This window comes from Clostridium polyendosporum, from assembly GCF_018332455.1.
Lineage (GTDB): Bacteria > Bacillota > Clostridia > Clostridiales > Clostridiaceae > Clostridium_AY > Clostridium_AY polyendosporum.
The window spans coordinates 59,720-78,774 of the sequence record NZ_BOPZ01000008.1; the positions used below are offsets into that span (position 1 = coordinate 59,720).

A 19,055-nucleotide genomic window follows, 5' to 3' on the forward strand; every position below is an offset into this window, starting at 1 on the left:
TTAGGAGGAAAAATAATGGGTGAGGCACTACAAGGATTAAAGCGTACTAAAATGTGCGGTGAGCTTAGAGAAGAACATATAGGACAGATTATTACTGTGATGGGATGGGTTCAAAGAAAGAGAAATCTAGGAGGACTTGAGTTTGTAGATTTAAGAGATAGAACTGGTATCCTTCAGGTGGTTTTTGGTGACGAAATAAATAGTGAGGCATTCCAAAAGGCTGATACGATAAGATCAGAGTATTGTATAGCAGTTACAGGTGAGATTGTTAGAAGAGAATCTCCTAACTCAAATATGTCAACAGGTATGGTGGAGCTTAAGGCAAATACTTTAAAGATTTTTTCAGAATCAGAAACACCTCCAATATACATAAAAGAAAATCTAGATGCAGCTGAAAATATAAGATTAAAATACAGGTATTTAGATCTTAGAAGACCAGATATGCAAAAAATCTATATGATTAGACACAAGGCTGCTAAGGCTATAAGAGATTATTTAGATAAGAATGGATTCCTTGAAGTAGAAACACCAATGCTTACAAAATCTACTCCAGAGGGTGCTAGAGATTACATTGTTCCATCAAGAAATTATCCAGGAATGTTTTATGCACTTCCTCAATCACCACAGTTACTTAAGCAGCTTTTAATGGTATCTGGATTTGATAGATACTTTCAGATTGTTAAGTGTTTTAGAGATGAAGACTTAAGAGCCAATAGACAGCCAGAATTTACTCAGGTGGATCTTGAAATGAGCTTCGTTGAAGCAGATGATGTTATAGCCTTAAATGAAGGTTTAATAGCTCACGTATTTAAAGAAGTCTTAGGAGTAGAAGTAAAGCTTCCTATAAAGAGAATGCCATTTAAAGAGGCTATGGAAAAGTACGGTTCAGATAAGCCAGACTTAAGATTTGGAATGGAAATCACTGATTTAACTGAAGTAGTTAAGACCTCTGATTTTAAGGTTTTTGCTGATGCTATAGGAAATAGTGGATCAGTAAGAGCTCTATGTCTAAAAGGTGGTGCTTCTCTTGGAAGAAAGGATATAGATAGGCTTGGAGAGTTTGTTAAGACCTTTAAAGCAAAAGGACTTGCTTGGATTCAACTTAAAGAAGGTGAAGTTAAATCACCAATAGCAAAGTTCTTAAAGGAAGAAGAACTTCAAGGTATAATAAATACAATGAATGCTGAAACTGGTGATTTAATTCTTATCGTTGCAGATAAGAACAGCGTTGTATTCCAAAGTTTAGGACAGCTGAGATTAGATCTTGCAAAGAAGTTTGAGCTAATAAAGGATAAAAATGAGTTTAATTTTACATGGATAACTGAATTCCCACTTCTTGAATATGATGAAGAAGAAGGAAGATACTTTGCTGCTCATCATCCATTTACTATGCCAATGGATGAGGATATTCAGTATTTAGATAGTGATCCAGGTAGAGTTAGAGCAAAAGCTTACGACTTAGTTCTTAATGGAGAAGAATTAGGCGGAGGATCAATAAGAATTCATGATACTAAACTTCAAGAAAAGATGCTTGAGGTTCTTGGATTTACTCAAGAATCAGCTTGGGAAAGCTTTGGATTCTTATTAGAAGCCTTCAAGTTTGGTCCACCACCACACGGAGGATTAGCTTTTGGACTTGATAGAATGATAATGTTCCTTGCTGGAACAGATAACATAAAGGACGTTATTGCATTTCCTAAAAATCAAAATGCATTCTGTTATTTAACACAAGCTCCAAATGTAGTAGATGAAAAACAACTTGATGACCTTAGAATTGGAGTAATAAAGAAAGAAGATTAATATAAACTCAGATGTAGAGAACAATGTTCTTTACATCTGGTTTGCTATTATTTCACGAAGTGAAATCTATCTAAAACTGAGCATTCACCAAGATTGCTCAGTTTTGTTTCTTTGTATTTAAAGATAAACCAATATAATCTTCAAAAGATAGGAAATAAATACAGCATTTTTTGCAAACTTGGAATTTGAGAATTTATAAAAACATTTCTAGGTATTGAAATATAATAAAAGTATAAAATATAAATAAAAACCATTAGACATTTATCTAGAGTATTGAATAATCTTGATTTGTGCAATATGCAATGTTAAAATCAATACAGGGTATGGGTATATTGTGTTTAGGAGATGATTCTATGGATGAAAAGGACGAAAAGCTTCGTAAAGATATTTTAATAAGATTAAGAAGGATTGAGGGTCAAGTAAAGGGAATCCAAGGCATGATTGATAAAAAGGTATGCTGTAAGGATGTACTCGTGCAGATTGCAGCTATTAGGGCAGCGATTAATAAGGTTGGTGGAATGCTTATAGAAAATTATGCTAGAAATTGTATGGGCATTGAAGAAGGAACGGAAGCCGAGGAAGGATTAGAACAGCTTATTAAGACCTTAAATACCTTTATGAAATAAAATTGATCAGACATTAGGTTGCTCAATTTTATATAGGTTCACTTTATTAAATGGAAAAATTATAATTAAATAATTAAAGCAATGAGTTCTCTCATTGCTTTAATTATTTCCATACTTTTTATGAGCAGAATTAATAAGACGGGTGATTGTAGAAACAAATATTACGCCTAAAGCAAGGGTTCCTGCACTGGCTATAGTATTTATAGCCATCTGCATAGAAAGTGAGGCATTTCCTATTATAACTTCATACATTGTGTAATACATTCCGCTTCCTGGTACAAGAGGAATAAGCGAGCAAATTATGATTGTAGTAACAGGAGTCTTAAGTATTCTAGCACAAACTTCTGAGTATATGCTAAAAACAACAGTAGATATAAATAATGATAATATATTTGAAAAGTGTGATGTAAGTGCAAGCTTATATACAAGCCAACTCATTCCACCTCCAATAGATGCAAAAATTAAATTTTTTCCTTTGATATTAAAGATAATACCAAAGCCTAATGTTCCTAGTAATGCAGCCAACGTTTCTTTTATCATTTATATACCTCCAAAATGCTGCAGCCATAAGCTTAAGACTGCTCCAGTACCTACTGCAATAGAGATTGCTATAAGGAATGCTTCAGCAGCTCTTGTGAGTCCAGAAACGAGGTCTCCAGATATAGTATCCCTTATTGCATTAGTTATTGCAAGACCTGGTACCAAAGACATTATAGTACCTATAACTATCTTATCTACGCTAGTACCTATTCCTAAATTAACAAGTAGAAGAGCCATTATTTCTGCAACTGCACCACCTAGGCTATTAATAAAAAAAGTATTAATATTTAATTCATTACCAAATTTACTTATTATCTTAATGATTATTCCGATAATGAAAGCTGCAATTGTATCCTTTATATTTCCGCCAAAAAGTATAGTGAAGGAAGCTGCAATAGCGGCATATGCTAACATGGTTAGCAAGTTATTGTATCTTGGGCAATGTTCTATCTTAAGAAGCTCATCATAAAATTCATCTACAGTAAGGTTTTGAGTTTTTATGTTTCTTGAAAGAGAATTAACTCTTGAAATCTTTTCTAAATCAACGGTACGATTTTTGATTCTTTTAACAATAGAAGTAGTATGATTATGTTTATTTGAAACTGTAGCTATTATTCCAGTAGGTGTTACAAAACTATCAGCAAAAGAAACACCAAATGCCTCACAAGTTCTCCAGATAGTTTCTTCAACTCTGTAAGTTTCTCCTCCATTTTCAAGGACTATTTGACCAGCAAAGGTTGCTACATGTAATACTCTATTTATGTCCATAATTTATACTCCTTTGTATAATATTACAAAGTATTATAGCATAGTAAACCTAGTGAAGGTAGAATTTTCATGTTAAAAAGATAAAATAACTATAAAAATAAGATAAAAAGGAAATATTATATAAATAAATTGTTGATAAATATTATTATCAAACTTATAATCTAATTAAGACAAAATAATTGGGGTGATAAAATGAACTTTGACAATTTACAAAAAAATGATAATGAAATTTTTGAACTAGTAGAAAAAGAATTAAGAAGACAACAAGATGGTATTGAACTTATTGCTTCTGAAAACTTTGCAAGTAAAGCAGTAATGGAAGCTATGGGATCATATCTTACAAACAAATATGCGGAAGGTTATCCAAATAAAAGATATTATGGGGGCTGTCATGTAGTTGACGAGGTTGAGGATTTAGCAAGAGAAAGAGTTAAGAAGCTTTTTGGAGCAGAACATGCTAATGTGCAGCCACATTCAGGTTCTCAAGCTAATATGGCAGTATATTTTTCTATATTAAATCCAGGAGATACAGTATTAGGAATGGATTTAAGCAATGGTGGACATTTAACTCATGGATCACCTGTTAATTTTTCAGGTAAGTTATTTAAATTCGTTTCTTATGGTGTTGATAAAGAAACAGAAGTAATTGATTATGAAGAAGTAAGAAGGCTTGCACTTGAGCACAAACCAAAGCTAATTGTAGCTGGAGCAAGTGCTTACTCAAGAACAATAGATTTTAAGAAGTTTAGAGAAGTTGCAGATGAGGTTGGAGCATATCTTATGGTAGATATGGCACATATAGCTGGTTTAGTTGCGGCAGGAGTGCATGAATCACCAGTACCATATTCAGATTTTGTAACTTCCACTACACATAAGACTCTAAGAGGTCCAAGAGGAGGACTTATTCTTTGTAAAGAAAAGTTTGCAAAGGATATTGATAAGAACATATTCCCAGGAATACAAGGTGGTCCTTTAATGCATACTATTGCTGCAAAAGCTGTATGCTTTAAGGAAGCTTTAGAACCAAGTTTCAAGGGACATATAGAACAAGTAGTAAAGAATGCTAAGGTTCTTGGAGAAGAACTCGTAAGCCGTGGATTTAAGTTAGTTTCAAATGGAACAGATAATCACTTAATGCTTGTAGATTTAACAAATAAAGATATAACAGGAAAAGAAGCTGAAATCCTTCTAGATACTATAGGCATTACAGTTAATAAAAACACAGTACCAAATGAAACAAAGAGCCCATTTGTTACAAGTGGTATAAGAATTGGTACACCATCTGTAACTACAAGAGGATTTAAAGAAGAAGATATGAAGGAAATCGCAGATGTTATCAGTTATGTTATTGAACATAGAAATGAAGATTTAACTCCTGCAAAAGAAAGAGTAGCAGCTCTTTGTAAAAAGTATCCTTTATACTAAAATCTATATTTTTAAGTCATGTCTAAGTTCTAACTTAGGCATGACTTTCTTGCTATATAAAGCTGAGCAGACATCGAATCTACTCAGCTTTAGTCAGATTTTACTTCATAAAATAACAGCATTTTAAAAATAATTTATATTTGGAATATTGTTTTAAGTTTAAGTATAACATGTATAAAAATATAAATACTTAAAAATTTTTAATTATATACCTACTAAATCTTTAATTGGATGGGGGATTATTATGAGATTTATTGATTTTCATTGTGATACAGTAGACCAGTTAATAAGTCATGAGGGTAGTTCATTATTTAGAAATGACTTTAGTGTTGATATAGAAAAGCTTAAAAAAGGAGAATCAAAGGGACAATTTTTTGCTCTTTTTATTCAGAAGGACAAACATCATAGTGTATATGATAGATGTCAATCAATGCACCAAAAGCTTATGTATGAATTAAAGAATAATGAACAGTATATATCTTTTGCAGCTTCCTATAAAGATTTCAAGCAAAATGAGAAAGATGGTAAGATATCTGCTTTTATATCTATTGAAGAAGGCGGAGCTATTGAGGGCAGTATAGATAAGCTTGAGGAATTTTACAATAAGGGTGTTAGACTTATAACTCTTACATGGAATTTTGAAAATGAACTTGGTTATCCAAATGCTATAAGAGGGTTCATGGATAAAGGACTGAAGAGTTTTGGTATAGAAAGTGTAACAAGAATGAATGAATTAGGTATGATTATAGACGTTTCCCATCTATCTGATGGAGGCTTTTGGGATGTAGTTAAGTATAGCCAAGCTCCTTTTGTTGCTTCACATTCAAATGCTAGAAGTGTTAAATTGCATCCTAGAAATCTCACAGATGATATGATAAAAGCCTTAAGTGATAAAGGAGGAATAATGGGACTAAATTTTTGCAGTGCATTTTTAGGAACATCTACTGTAGCAAAACTTGACGATATGACACTACATTTAAAACATATAAGAGATGTAGGTGGCATAGATGTTATAGCTTTAGGTAGTGATTTTGATGGTATAGGAAACAAAGTAGAAATAAATGACTGCAGTGAAATGGGTAAACTTAGTGATGTATTGTTGAAAGAAGGTTTTTCATACGATGAAGTTGAGAAGATTTTCTACAAAAATGCTGAAAGAGTAATAAAAGATGTATTAAAGTAATCGGAGGAAGTAATAATGATTGAATTTAAAGATATTAGTTTATTATTTGACGATAAAATTATTTTTAAAGACTTTAACCTAAAGATAAAAAGAGGCGAAAAAGTACTGCTTAATGCTCCTTCTGGTTCAGGAAAGTCTACACTTTTTAAGCTTCTTCTTGGTTTTGAAAGACCGCAAGAGGGGCAGATAGAGCTAGATGGTAAGAATATAAGTTCTAAAACTATAAAAGAACTTAGAAATAAGATTGCTTATGTGAGTCAAGATGTAGATATTCCAAATCAAAAGGTAGATTTAGTGATTGAAGAAATATTTGATTTTCATTACAACAAGAATAAAGAGTTAGATAGAAAGAAACTTTCTGAGCTCTTAAAATTTATGAATCTTAGTGATGAAATCTTATCAAAGCAAGTAAATGAGCTTTCTGGTGGTGAAAGGGCAAGAATTGGTTTTATTATAGCTATACTTCTCGATAGACCGATTTTATTATTAGATGAGGTTACTTCAGCATTAGATAGTGAACTTAAAGAAAAAGTAGTTGAACTTACTTCAAAGCTTGATAAAACTGTATTAGTAATATCTCATGATATTTTATGGTCTGAACAAAAGCAGTTTAGAATAGTGAGGTGGTAGAGGTGGGGGTCAAACCAATTTCATTAATTTCATTATTATCTTTAATAGTTCTTATAATTCCGATAATAATAATTAATACTAAATTAAAAATAAATATAAATAAAAAAATAATAAATTCAATCATTAGAATGAGTATACAGCTGTCATTGGTAGGAGCTTATTTGCAGTATATATTTAATATTAACAATGGAATAATAAATGTTATTTATTTATTTATAATGATAACAGTTGCTACAATATCTGCTATCAGATCATCAAAATTATATTTGAAAAAATTTTTATTTCCAGTATTTATGGCCTTGATTATACCACAGGCAGTAGTGCTAACCTTTTTTAATGTATTTGTTACTAGATTAAATTATTTACTAGATGCACGTTATCTTATCCCAATAGGGGGAATGCTTCTAGGTAATTCTCTTAATAGTAATATTGTTGGATTAAATAACTTTTATTCTAATATAAGAAAAAACGAAAAGGAATATTTCTACACTTTAAGCCTAGGAGCAAGCAGACTTCAAGCCTTAAGTAAGTATTTTAGAGAAGCAATTTTATCGTCAATTAATCCAATATTAGCGAATATGGCTACTATAGGTATTGTATCGCTTCCAGGTATGATGACAGGGCAGATTTTAGGAGGATCTCTACCAGTTGAAGCAATAAGATATCAAATCGCTATAATGATAAGTATATTTGTCACTATCTATTTTAGTGTTCTTTTAAGCTTATTATTTACTATTAATAAATCATTTGATGAATATGAAGTACTTAGAAAAGATATATTTACACATTAAAATAGATACACAATTTCATAGTTGAATTTATAATTCAGATATACAAGTTCATAATTGAATTAAGAATTGAAGTTGTGTGTTTATAGGGAAAATCTATATAATTGAGGTGGTTAAATGACAAGTTTCGGTGGAAAGGTAGTAGTGGTTACAGGTGCTTCTAAAGGTATAGGGAGAGCAATTGCTCAATATTTAGGTGAATCTGGAGCTTCTGTGGTAGTAAATTATAATAAGGACGAAGCTGGGGCAAATTCTACTGTTAAAAATATTAAGGAATGTGGTGGTTATGCCGTAGCAGTTCAAGGAGACGTTTCAAAGTATTCAGAAGCTAAAATGTTAGTTGATAAAACTATTGAGATCTTTGGTAAGGTGGATATACTTATAAATAATGCAGGAATTTCATATGTTGGTCTTTTTATGGACATGACAGAAGAAGAGCTGCAAAAAATAACTGATATAAATTTAAAGGGAATAATGTTTACTACTCATGCAGCTTTACCTCATTTTATTAAAGTTAAAAAAGGACATATAGTTAATATATCTTCTGTTTGGGGAAATGTAGGTGCTTCATGCGAAGTAGCTTATTCTGCTACAAAAGGAGGGGTAAACTCTTTTACTAAAGCTTTAGCAAAAGAATTAGCACCCTCAAATATAAGAGTAAATGCAGTTTCTCCTGGGGTAATAAATACCTCTATGAATAAATGGTTAACAGACGAAGAAAAACTTAGCCTTGAAGAGGATATACCAATGGGTAGATTTGGAGAAGTTAATGAGATAGCAAAGACTATTGCTTTTCTCTGTAGTGATGAATCCTCTTATATTACTGGTCAGATAATTACAGTAGATGGGGGAATGCTATAGCTTCTGCTATTAAGCATTCCCTTTCGGTAAGTCAAAGAAAAACATCAACCCATTTTCAGTATTTTTAACACCAAAGTTGCTTTTATGTAAGGTTAGAATTTGCCTAACAATAGCCAAACCTAAACCAGAACTACCTTCAGCTCTACTTCTAGATTTATCAATTCTATAAAATTGAAGCCAAATCTTTTCTAATTCATCTTCATTTAATTTTACACCAGTATTCTCTATTAGGAATATTATTCTATCATCTTTTTCATCTATAATAATATTTATTGACTCTTTATGGGGTGTATATTTTATTGCGTTAGTTATAAAGTTAGTAATAACTTGTTCGATTTTAAAAGCTTCTCCAATTACATATAATTTTGAATTTGAAGAAGAAAGTTTTTTAGTAAGTATTAGTTTGTTTTCTTTAATAATATTTATATATTTTAGTAGTATAGAGTTTGTAAGTTCAACAATATCAAAGAGTTCAAACTTTAGTTTAATGTTTCCTGATTCTAATTTGGAAAGTTCCAACATATCTAAAACGAGTTTATTCATTTTTTGAGCTTCATCAATTATAATATCTAGATATAGTGTTTTTGATTCACCTTCAACAATATTATCTTTAAGTCCTTCTGCATAACCTTCAATGATTCCTATTGGTGTTTTTAGTTCATGAGATACACTTGCTATAAAGTCCTTTCTTAATTTATCTAGTTTTCTTTCTTTTTCAATATCTTCCTCAAGCTTCTTATTTTTTTCTTTAAGTTCATCTAAGGCTTTTGATAGATTATTAGATAAAAAATTTAATGTTTTTCCTAAGTTTCCTATCTCATCTTCTCTATCTTCTTCATATTTTTCAGTAAAATCCATAGATGACATTTTTTTAGCAGTTTTATTGAGTTTTAAAAGTGGTTTAGATATGGTATTAGTGTATATTAAAGATAGAATTAGGCCTATAATTAACATTCCAATAAAAACATACACATAAAATTGACCAATAATTGAAGATGCTTCTTCAATTGGTTGAAAGGATGTAACTGCTATTAAGATAAAATCATTTTTTGAATTTAGTGATATAGGAGTCATACAAACAATATGTTTTAAGTTTGAATTAATATCCTCAAAAGTAGTAGTAACAGTTTTATTCGAGTTTACTATAGAACTAGCATAATCTTTATTAAAATAGAGGCTGTTAAATATTTCATTTAAAAATTTTGCACTCTCGCTTTGATTGTTTCTATGGTCTGGTAGAAATCTTACTTCCCCGTTGGATGAGTAAATACCTATTTTAGCGTTGTTATTTATTTCAAAGGTAGATAATGCTTTATAAAGAGTTGGTTCATTATTTATGTCATAGGAATAAAGAACTTTAAATTTGTTTACACTGCTAATTAATTTATCTGACTTTTTATTAGCATAAAAGTCCTGGAAGAAAAGTGACTGAAATATCATTGCAGATGTCATTAGAAGTATTAAAAGTCCAAAAGTAATTATAAAAATTTTCTTTGATATGCTTTGTCTCATTGTTTTACCTCAAATTTATAGCCACTTCCTCTTACAGTAGTGATATAATCCGATGCGGTCAAAAGTTTTTCTCTTAACCTTTTAATATTTGTATCTACAGTCCGCGTATCACCATAATAGTCTATTCCCCAAATATTATCCAGTATTTGATATCTAGTTAAAGCAATACCTTGATTAGAAACTAAATATATTAACAAATCATATTCTTTTGGGGAAAGATTAATAACATTATTATTAACTAATACTTCATGAGAAAGTTTATTTATAGTTAAGTCATTAAATTCTAAAATGCTAGTATCCCTGTGAGAATCAGTTCTTCTAAGTAGAGCTTTTACTTTTGCCACTAAAACCTTAGGACTAAAGGGTTTTGTAACATAGTCATCTGCACCTAAATTATATCCTAACAGCTTATCATCTTCGTCTTCTCTAGCGGTTAGCATAATAATAGGGGTGGAGGAAGATTCTCTAATTATTTTGCACACCTCAAATCCATCAAGTTTTGGTATCATAATATCTAATATTACTAAGTCTACCTTGTTTTTTGAGAATATTTCTATAGCTTCCTTGCCATTGGAAGCTTCTAGAATCTTAAAGTCTTCTCTTATAAAGTAATCCTTAAGCAATAATCTTATTCTAAACTCATCTTCTACAATTAGGAGGGTTTTAAACATTTTCTTTACTCCTTTCTTTATATTGTTTATAGTATAACAAAAGAGTCAATGATTATGAAGGAAAAAAGAACTTATAGGTTATTGAAAAGAGAAACAATTATATTATACAATGAAATATAAGCTTAAAAAATATGATAGGAGTATGTGAATGAATAAGTGGAATTTTGACACAAAGATTACTATGTTACCAAATGGGTTACAAGTTATTACTATAAAAAAGGATACTCAAATTTCATCTATTAATTTAGGAATAAAAATAGGTGCTCTTTATGAAAGCTATAGAGAAAGCGGAATATGCCATTTTATAGAGCATATGCTTTTTAAAGGCACAGCTAATAGAAGTAATGAGGAATTAAATGATGAACTTGAAAATTTAGGGGGAGAGTATAATGCGTATACCGATTATACTGCTACAGTTTATAGTATTACATGTTTAGAAGAGGAAATGGGAAGGGCTGCAGAGCTTTTAAGTGATATGGTAATAAATCCAACTTTTGAGGAAGAGGAACTTGAAAAAGAAAGAGGAGTCATTTTAGCAGAAATTAAGACAAGCAAAGATGACATAGAGGATTTAAGTTTTAAGAGAATAAATGAGATTGCTTTTGAAAAAGCAGCACTGAAATATGAAATAAGTGGAAGCGAGGACAGTGTAATCTCTTTCAAAAAAGAGGATTTAACGGAGTTTTATCGAAAGTTTTATACTCCAGATAATGCTATTATTACTTTGGTAACATCCCTTGAGCATGAGGATGCTTTAGCAATTATAGAAAGATATTTTTCTAGTTGGAATGGAAAAAAGAAACAGAAAAAAACATGTATCTTGGAGAAGAACAAGAAATGTACTAAAGTTACATATAAAAGAGATATTGAACAGAGTACTATAATGTATCTTTTTACATTCCATGGTATCAACAAAGAACAGGAACTTCCTCTTAAAATACTAAATCATAAGTTAGGAGAAAGCGCTAATTCAATACTTTTTAGAGAATTAAGAGAAAATAGAGGTTTGGTATATGATGTGTATACTCATATGGATATGAGTACAAATATAAAAACTTTATATATTTTTACCTCTGTTTCCGAAGAAAATGTTGATGAAGTTATTGATGTAATAGATGAGTGTATCGAGAAAATAAAAAGACAAGAGATAATCTTTGATGATGGAATATTATCTCTTATGAAAAAAGTTCATAAAACTGCTGTGATATCAACACTAGAGGATTCAAGTGATCTTGGTAGTTATGTACTTCACCAAAGTCTTGAAGATGAGGATATAAAAGAGTTTATTACTGATATGAGAAGATTGGATGTTATAAATAGTGATGATATTTATGAGGTAGCTAGAAAAGTGCTAAAGAGTCCAACAATTCATATTCTGAAACCAGAGAGAGAAGAAGAGGATGAGGATGAATAGGATCACTACTGTAGAAGTTCAGAAACGTAATAAGAAAAGAGTAAATGTTTTTGTAGACGATGAATTTGCATTTGCTTGTGATGCAGAACTTATATACAAGTATAATATAAAAAAAGATGAGTTTATAGATTTGGAAGGTATCAAAAATATTATTGAAGAAGAAAATTTTATTCAGTGTAGGAATTCAGCGTTAAAAATAGTTGAAAGAAGCTATAAAACAGAAAAAGAGATAGTTGAAAAACTTCTTGTAAAAGGATATGATAAAAAATCTATAGAGAGAGCTATAGATTTTTTAAAAGAGTATAATTTTATTAATGACAAAATGTATGCAGAACATTATGTTAATGATAAAATTAAGCAACAAGGCAAAAACAAAATATACTATACTTTAATAAAAAAAGGTATATCACAGGACTATCTTAAGGAAAAGTTAGACAAGGTTCAAACCTCTACCGAAAGGGAGATAGCATTAGAACTATGTAGAAAAAAATATGAAATTCTTTCAAAAAGAGAGACAGACAAATATAAAATATCACAAAAATTATTTAGATTTTTAGCAGCAAAGGGATATGACTTTGATTTAATAAATGAAATCGTAAAAAAAATTATTAATTTAGATAATTATTTGGAGTAGGTGAAATATGAAAGTCAATCCTGTAAATTTAATTTTAATAGTATGTTTTATAAGTCCACTTATATTAGGATTTATAAATAGATTTAACTCAGAAGATGTAAAAGAAGAAATACTTGATATTCAGAAGAGTATTCTATTATTAGGTACAATTATATTCACTGTATCAGCTATTTCTAAGTTTGATTTGCTTGATATAATAATAGAGTATCTAAGAAATTTGTCAAATGGAATATCAATGTTTTTTGATAATTATCCACAGATCTCATACTATGGTGTTTTTTTAATACTTAATTATGTTATTTATAACATCTTTATATTATTGATTAGTATTATCAATAGTATAACTATAGATCCTATTTTAAATCAGCTTCAAAGATATTCTCTAAGAAAAGGTGAAGTTTTTAGAGGTATTATAGGATTTATATTTGCTATTCCTAAGGCTATTGCTATTACAATAGTAATATGTATTGGATTAAATCTTTTAACATATTTTAAAATTACCTCGGAGTATAATAATTATATTAATACCAGTACCATATATAGAACAGTTAGTGAGAAGGTTATAAATGCAATAACTAATTCACCTTTTGTTAAAGAAATTCCTAGAGTATTAAATAATTCTTTAAAGATTAATGTAGTTAAAGTTAATGAAGGTAATTCGAAGCAGAATTCAGAAAAAGAGATCTTTTCTAGAGAAATTATTTATTATAATGGTGTAACATTAGAAGAAGGAATAAAATCTAATAAAGAAATAGATTCTTTAGCTCAGAAACTTACTCGATTTAAAAGTAGTGATAAGGAAAAAGCAAGAGTATTGTATAGTTGGATTGGTACAAATATAGAGTACGATGATAATAAAGCAAATGAGATTTTAAGAAACAACTTTAAAGTACAATCAGGAGCAATTCCAACATTTGAAAGTAAAAAAGGTATTTGTTTTGATTACTCATGTCTTTATGTATCTATGGCAAGAGCTAGTGGTTTAAAAGTTAGAATGGTTGTAGGTGAAGGATTTAATGGAAGACAGTGGGTAAATCATGCATGGAATGAAGTATATATAAAAGAAGAGAATAGATGGATACGTGTAGATTCTACATTTTATAAAGCAGGTAATTACTTTGATTCAAAGAGGTTTGAGAAAGACCATAGAAGTGAAAAAGTTGCAGGTGAATGGTAAAAGCACCAATTAAGGTGCTTTTTTATATTTATTAATTATTAAATTTATTGCTTTTTCACAGTCTTTATCTGAGTTATCTAATGCCCAAGCTACATTAAAGTATCTTAGAGCTTGTTTTGAGTCATTTATCATAGAATAACAGTATGCGAGATTAAAAAAATATTTAGCATCTATATTTAATGTTATAGCTTTTGTAAGCATCTCGATAGCCTTTTGATGATTCTTTAGTTTTATATAACATACACCTGCATTATAGCATGAGTAGGCCTCATTATCTTTTTCTTCAATAGCCTTGTTATAGTATGTTATAGCTTCTTCGTAATTTTTATTATTATAAAATTCATTACCTCTAATAAAATAACTCATGATATCCTCCAATAAAAATAATAAAACTAAGAAATAACCTTTCTTGAATATTACAATAATAATTATTGACAATAGAACCAATAATATACATTATTTGTCTGAAATAATATTTATTATTTTGGAATAATATTCTATAATAAATTAGTAATATTTATACTAAGTATAAGTAAGTTTAATTCTTGATTTATAAAATAAATTTTTAAATTGATAATTTCAATGATACTTTTTATGAAATTCTAATTTTATTTATAATTTTTGGGGTATGACTTCAATTAACAAATAGTTTAGGGATGGAGATGAGATTTATGGCATTATTGCGTATGGGCCTAGATGTTGGTTCGACAACAGTAAAGGTAGTTTTATTAGATGATAGGGATAATATTATTTATAGTAAATATAAAAGACATTTTTCTGATATAAGAAGTACAATTATTGCACTTATAAGAGATGCTTATAAGACTATTAAAGATACAGATATAACTATTAATGTTACTGGTTCTGGAGGTTTATCAGTTTCACATTGGTTAGATATTCCTTTTATACAAGAAGTAATAGCTTGTACAAATACAGTTGAAATATATATTCCACAAACAGATGTTGCTATAGAGCTAGGTGGAGAAGATGCAAAGATTACTTATTTTGACAGTAACATAGAACAAAGAATGAATGGAACTTGTGCAGGTGGTACTGGAGCTTTCATCGATCAGATGGCATCACTATTAAAAACTGATGCTCAAGGATTAAATGAGTTAGCGAAAGGATATAAGGTTATCTATCCAATTGCTGCAAGATGTGGAGTTTTTGCAAAAACTGATGTTCAACCACTTGTAAATGAGGGGGCTAGAAAAGAAGATATTGCTGCATCTATATTTCAAGCAGTTGTAACACAAACTATAAGTGGATTAGCTTGTGGTAAGCCTATTAGAGGTAGGGTTGCCTTCTTAGGAGGACCTTTGTATTTTTTATCTGAACTAAGAAAAAGATTTATTGAGACATTAAACTTAAAAGAGAATCAAATTATATTTCCAGAAAATTCACAGCTGTTTGTTGCTATTGGAGCAGCCATTTCTTCAAAAAATAATAACAAACTTTCATTTAAAAGATTAGTTGAAAAGGTTGGAAAGATAAAAGAGATAGAGTCTCATCAAATTGATAGACTTACACCATTATTCGTAAGTGACAAGGAATTTAATGAGTTTAATAATAGACATAGTAATAATAAAGTAAAGAAAATAGATATTAATAAGTATCAAGGGGAGGCTTTCCTTGGAATAGATGCGGGATCTACTACAACCAAAGTAACTCTTATAAGTAATAAGGGTGAATTGCTATATTCCTTCTATGGAAGTAATCAAGGTAATCCTTTATTAAAAGTAATATCTATCCTAAAGGATCTGTATTCAAAACTTCCTGAAGGAGTGAATATAGTAAATAGTACTGTTACTGGATATGGAGAAGGACTAATAAAGGCAGCACTACATGTTGATATTGGTGAAATTGAGACTATTGCGCATTATAAGGCAGCAGAGCATTTCTTACCTGGCGTTGATTTTATATTAGATATTGGTGGACAAGATATGAAATGCTTAAGAATTAAAAATGGTGTTATTGATAGTATACTATTAAATGAAGCATGTTCATCAGGTTGTGGTTCTTTTATTGAAACTTTTGCAAATTCTTTAAACATGGAGGTTAGTTCTTTTGCTCAGGAAGCTTTATTTGCTCAGAGTCCAGTTGATTTAGGTTCTAGATGTACGGTATTTATGAATTCTAGAGTTAAACAAGCCCAAAAAGAGGGAGCAAGTGTAGGCGATATTTCTGCGGGGCTTTCTTATTCAGTTATTAAGAATGCATTATTTAAGGTAATTAAGATTAGAGATCCTAAGGATATGGGAAAAAAAATTATAGTACAGGGTGGTACATTCTATAATAATGCTGTGCTAAGAAGTTTCGAATTGGTTGCTGAAAGAGAAGTAGTAAGACCTGACATAGCGGGACTTATGGGAGCTTTTGGTGCAGCATTAATTGCAAAAGAACGATTTGAAAAAGGTTATAAGACAACTATTCTTGGTAAGGATGAGCTTGAAAGTTTCAATATGGAAACAGAACTTAGACGATGTGGTCTTTGCGGTAATAATTGTTTACTTACAATAAATAAATTTTCTACAACAGAAGAATTTATTTCTGGTAATAGATGTGAAAGACCTTTAGGAAAGAGCACAAGTGATGAAAAAGTTCCTAATCTTTATGATTATAAATTTAAGAGAACCTTCGGATATAAGCCACTCTCTAAGGAAAATGCAAATAGAGGAACCATTGGTATACCAAGAGTTCTTAATATGTATGAGAATTATCCATTTTGGTTTACGCTTCTTACTAAACTTAAATTTAGGGTAGAACTTTCACCAGTCTCTTCAAAGAAGATTTATGAGTTAGGAATAGAGACTATACCTTCTGAGTCAGCTTGTTATCCAGCCAAGATAGTCCATGGACATATACAAGCTCTAGTGGATAGAGGGGTAGATAAGGTCTTTTATCCATGTATTTCTTTTGAAGAAAAAGAATTTCAAGAAGCTAACAATTACTATAATTGTCCTATGGTAACTTCTTATCCAGAAGTAATTAAGAATAATATGGATGTACTAAAAGAAAAGAATATTAAATTCATAAATCCATTCTTTTCTCTTAATAATAGGGGGAAATTTTATAAGAGAATAGTTGAAGAATTTAAGGAATTTGGCGTAACTATTGAGGAAGCACAAGAAGCTGTAGAGGCTGCATGGAGAGAGAGAGATCAATATAAAAAGGATATTCAAAGTAAAGGCGAGGAAGTACTAGAATATTTAAAAAGAACGGGAAAGAAGGGAATTGTACTTGCAGGTAGACCATATCATGTGGATCCTGAGATACATCATGGTATTCCTAATATAATTACAAGTGCTGGTATAGCAGTATTAACTGAAGATAGTATATGTCATCTTGGTAAGATTGAAAGACCATTAAGAGTTGTAGACCAGTGGGTATATCACACAAGATTATATTCTGCTGCAGATGTTGTGGGGACTCAAGATAATTTAGAACTCATTCAACTTAATTCATTCGGTTGTGGATTAGATGCTGTAACTACTGATCAAGCACAAGAGATACTCGCAAGTTATGGAAAGATCTATACTGTATTAAAAATAGATGAAGGAAATAATCTTGGTGCAGTAAGAATAAGAATAAGATCCTTAAAAGCTGCTATGGAAGAAAGAGAAAGGAATAATTATGTTCCACATAAGAAGAATTTAAACTATCCTAAGGTTATCTTTACTAAAAAGATGCGAAAAGATCATACTATTTTAGCACCACAGATGTCTCCAATACATTTTGATATTGTTCAGGAGGCTTTTAAAGCAGGAGGGTATAATCTTGAGGTGCTTCCATCTACAGATAAAGCAGCTATTGAAGAAGGATTAAAATATGTAAATAATGATGCTTGTTATCCTTCAATAATTGTAATCGGTCAGGTAATACATGCTCTAAAATCAGGTAAATATGATTTAAATAATACTTCTGTTATAATTTCACAAACTGGTGGGGGATGTAGAGCTACAAATTACATTGGCTTTTTGAAGAAGGCACTGGTTGAAGCAGGATTTACAAATATACCGATAATTTCACTTAATGCTGTTGGTATGGAACCACAACCCGGATTTAAAGTTACTCCAAAATTAATGGACAGAGCACTAATGGCTTTAGTTTATGGAGACTTATTTATGAGGGTGTTGTATAGAGTGAGACCTTATGAAAAAATAAAAGGTTCTGCTAATGCACTTTATGAGACGTGGAGAGAGAAGGCAATTGAAAATGTTAGAAAAGGTGGACATAAACAATTTAGGAAGAATATCATAGAGATAATAAAAGATTTTGATAATATGGAAATTACAGAAGAAGTTAAACCTAAGGTTGGAGTTGTTGGGGAGATATTAGTTAAATTCCATCCAACTGCAAATAATAATGTAGTAGAAGTTCTAGAAGCTGAAGGTGCAGAAGCAGTGGTTCCGGATTTACTTGATTTCTTCTTCTACTCAGCGTATGATGCTGACTTTAAATATAAGTATTTATCTTCTGGAAGATTAAAAAGAGATATTTCGAACTTAGCAATATGGTTTATGGAAAGATACAGAAAGACTTTAAAGGAAGAACTAGCTAGGAGTAAGAGATTTACTCCACCAAAGCACATTGCGGAATTAGGGGAATTGGCTTCTACAATACTTTCACTAGGGCATCAAACTGGGGAAGGATGGTTCTTAACAGGTGAAATGCTTGAACTTATAGAAAGTGGAGTAAGTAATATCATATGTATGCAGCCATTTGCCTGTCTTCCAAATCATGTTACTGGCAAGGGAATGATGAAGGCTATCAGACAAAAATATCCATTATCTAATATTACTGCTATTGATTATGATCCAGGTGCTTCTGAAGTTAACCAGCTTAATAGAATAAAGCTTATGCTTTCAGTAGCATTTAAGAACCTTCAACAAGAAAAAGAAATTAAAGTGGAAGTTTGTGATGAACTTGCATCAAGTAAAAAGTAGATATTGACAAAAAAAATTAAGTTATTATAATATTACTAAGATGAGCAATTTAATATTAAAAGCATTGAAAAAGAGGAGTA

16 protein-coding genes and 1 other annotated feature (1 of these 17 cut by a window edge) are annotated in these 19,055 nt (G+C 30.4%); of the genes, 11 read left to right on the plus strand and 5 right to left on the minus strand.

What is annotated here, in order from left to right:
• Positions 1-15: 15 nt before the first annotated feature.
• Positions 16-1,800, plus strand: coding sequence for an aspartate--tRNA ligase (gene aspS, locus CPJCM30710_RS06535; RefSeq protein ID WP_212903371.1), 1,785 nt, complete (start codon positions 16-18; stop codon positions 1,798-1,800).
• Between the two features lie 353 nt (positions 1,801-2,153).
• Positions 2,154-2,426, plus strand: coding sequence for a metal-sensitive transcriptional regulator (locus CPJCM30710_RS06540; RefSeq protein WP_212903372.1), 273 nt, complete (start codon positions 2,154-2,156; stop codon positions 2,424-2,426).
• A gap of 99 nt (positions 2,427-2,525) precedes the next feature.
• Here the strand turns inward: CPJCM30710_RS06540 and CPJCM30710_RS06545 are convergent, their stop codons facing one another.
• Both CPJCM30710_RS06545 and CPJCM30710_RS06550 read right to left on the minus strand, forming a co-directional pair.
• Entirely contained in the window at positions 2,526-2,966 is a 441-nt protein-coding gene (locus CPJCM30710_RS06545) for a threonine/serine exporter family protein (protein ID WP_212903373.1), read from the minus strand.
• Positions 2,967-3,734, minus strand: coding sequence for a threonine/serine exporter family protein (locus CPJCM30710_RS06550; RefSeq protein WP_212903374.1), 768 nt, complete (start codon positions 3,732-3,734; stop codon positions 2,967-2,969).
• Between the two features lie 192 nt (positions 3,735-3,926).
• Between CPJCM30710_RS06550 and glyA the strand changes: the two genes are divergently transcribed.
• From glyA to ymfI, 5 genes are all read left to right on the plus strand, one after another.
• Entirely contained in the window at positions 3,927-5,159 is a 1,233-nt protein-coding gene (glyA, locus tag CPJCM30710_RS06555; protein ID WP_212903375.1) for a serine hydroxymethyltransferase, read from the plus strand.
• 244 nt (positions 5,160-5,403) lie between these two features.
• Entirely contained in the window at positions 5,404-6,342 is a 939-nt protein-coding gene (locus tag CPJCM30710_RS06560) for a dipeptidase (protein ID WP_212903376.1), read from the plus strand.
• 15 nt (positions 6,343-6,357) lie between these two features.
• Entirely contained in the window at positions 6,358-6,972 is a 615-nt protein-coding gene (locus CPJCM30710_RS06565; RefSeq protein ID WP_212903377.1) for an ABC transporter ATP-binding protein, read from the plus strand.
• A gap of 2 nt (positions 6,973-6,974) precedes the next feature.
• Entirely contained in the window at positions 6,975-7,763 is a 789-nt protein-coding gene (locus CPJCM30710_RS06570) for an ABC transporter permease (RefSeq protein WP_212903378.1), read from the plus strand.
• A 114-nt stretch (positions 7,764-7,877) separates the two neighbouring features.
• Complete coding sequence (gene ymfI / locus CPJCM30710_RS06575; protein WP_212903379.1) at positions 7,878-8,621, plus strand: elongation factor P 5-aminopentanone reductase; 744 nt, start codon at positions 7,878-7,880, stop codon at positions 8,619-8,621.
• A 9-nt stretch (positions 8,622-8,630) separates the two neighbouring features.
• On the opposite strand, the gene CPJCM30710_RS06580 is transcribed toward ymfI, so the two are convergent.
• Together CPJCM30710_RS06580 and CPJCM30710_RS06585 are read right to left on the minus strand one after the other, a co-directional pair.
• Positions 8,631-10,133: a HAMP domain-containing sensor histidine kinase gene (locus CPJCM30710_RS06580; RefSeq protein WP_212903380.1), complete on the minus strand. Its 1,503-nt coding sequence runs from the start codon at positions 10,131-10,133 to the stop codon at positions 8,631-8,633.
• A complete protein-coding gene (locus CPJCM30710_RS06585; protein WP_212903381.1) occupies positions 10,130-10,804 on the minus strand; it encodes a response regulator transcription factor in 675 nt (224 codons plus the stop codon). The genes CPJCM30710_RS06580 and CPJCM30710_RS06585 overlap by 4 nt, the downstream gene beginning before the upstream one ends.
• Before the next feature lie 148 nt (positions 10,805-10,952).
• Between CPJCM30710_RS06585 and CPJCM30710_RS06590 the strand changes: the two genes are divergently transcribed.
• From CPJCM30710_RS06590 to CPJCM30710_RS06600, 3 genes are read left to right on the plus strand one after another with little or no spacing between them, the layout of a single operon-like run.
• Positions 10,953-12,218, plus strand: coding sequence for a M16 family metallopeptidase (locus CPJCM30710_RS06590; protein ID WP_212903382.1), 1,266 nt, complete (start codon positions 10,953-10,955; stop codon positions 12,216-12,218).
• Complete coding sequence (recX, locus tag CPJCM30710_RS06595) at positions 12,211-12,852, plus strand: recombination regulator RecX (RefSeq protein WP_212903383.1); 642 nt, start codon at positions 12,211-12,213, stop codon at positions 12,850-12,852. The genes CPJCM30710_RS06590 and recX overlap by 8 nt, the downstream gene beginning before the upstream one ends.
• Before the next feature lie 7 nt (positions 12,853-12,859).
• The gene (locus CPJCM30710_RS06600) at positions 12,860-14,029 is read left to right on the plus strand and encodes a transglutaminase-like domain-containing protein (RefSeq protein ID WP_212903384.1); all 1,170 of its coding nucleotides are present in this window, start codon (positions 12,860-12,862) and stop codon (positions 14,027-14,029) included.
• Between the two features lie 9 nt (positions 14,030-14,038).
• Here the strand turns inward: CPJCM30710_RS06600 and CPJCM30710_RS06605 are convergent, their stop codons facing one another.
• Positions 14,039-14,395 carry a tetratricopeptide repeat protein gene (locus tag CPJCM30710_RS06605; RefSeq protein WP_212903385.1) on the minus strand — a complete coding sequence of 119 codons (357 nt, stop codon included), beginning with the start codon at positions 14,393-14,395 and terminating at the stop codon, positions 14,039-14,041.
• A gap of 305 nt (positions 14,396-14,700) precedes the next feature.
• Between CPJCM30710_RS06605 and CPJCM30710_RS06610 the strand changes: the two genes are divergently transcribed.
• Entirely contained in the window at positions 14,701-18,975 is a 4,275-nt protein-coding gene (locus CPJCM30710_RS06610; RefSeq protein ID WP_212903386.1) for a 2-hydroxyacyl-CoA dehydratase, read from the plus strand.
• Positions 18,976-19,030: 55 nt separating this feature from the next.
• Positions 19,031-19,055 (plus strand) — a binding site (T-box leader); it runs 269 nt beyond the window's last position.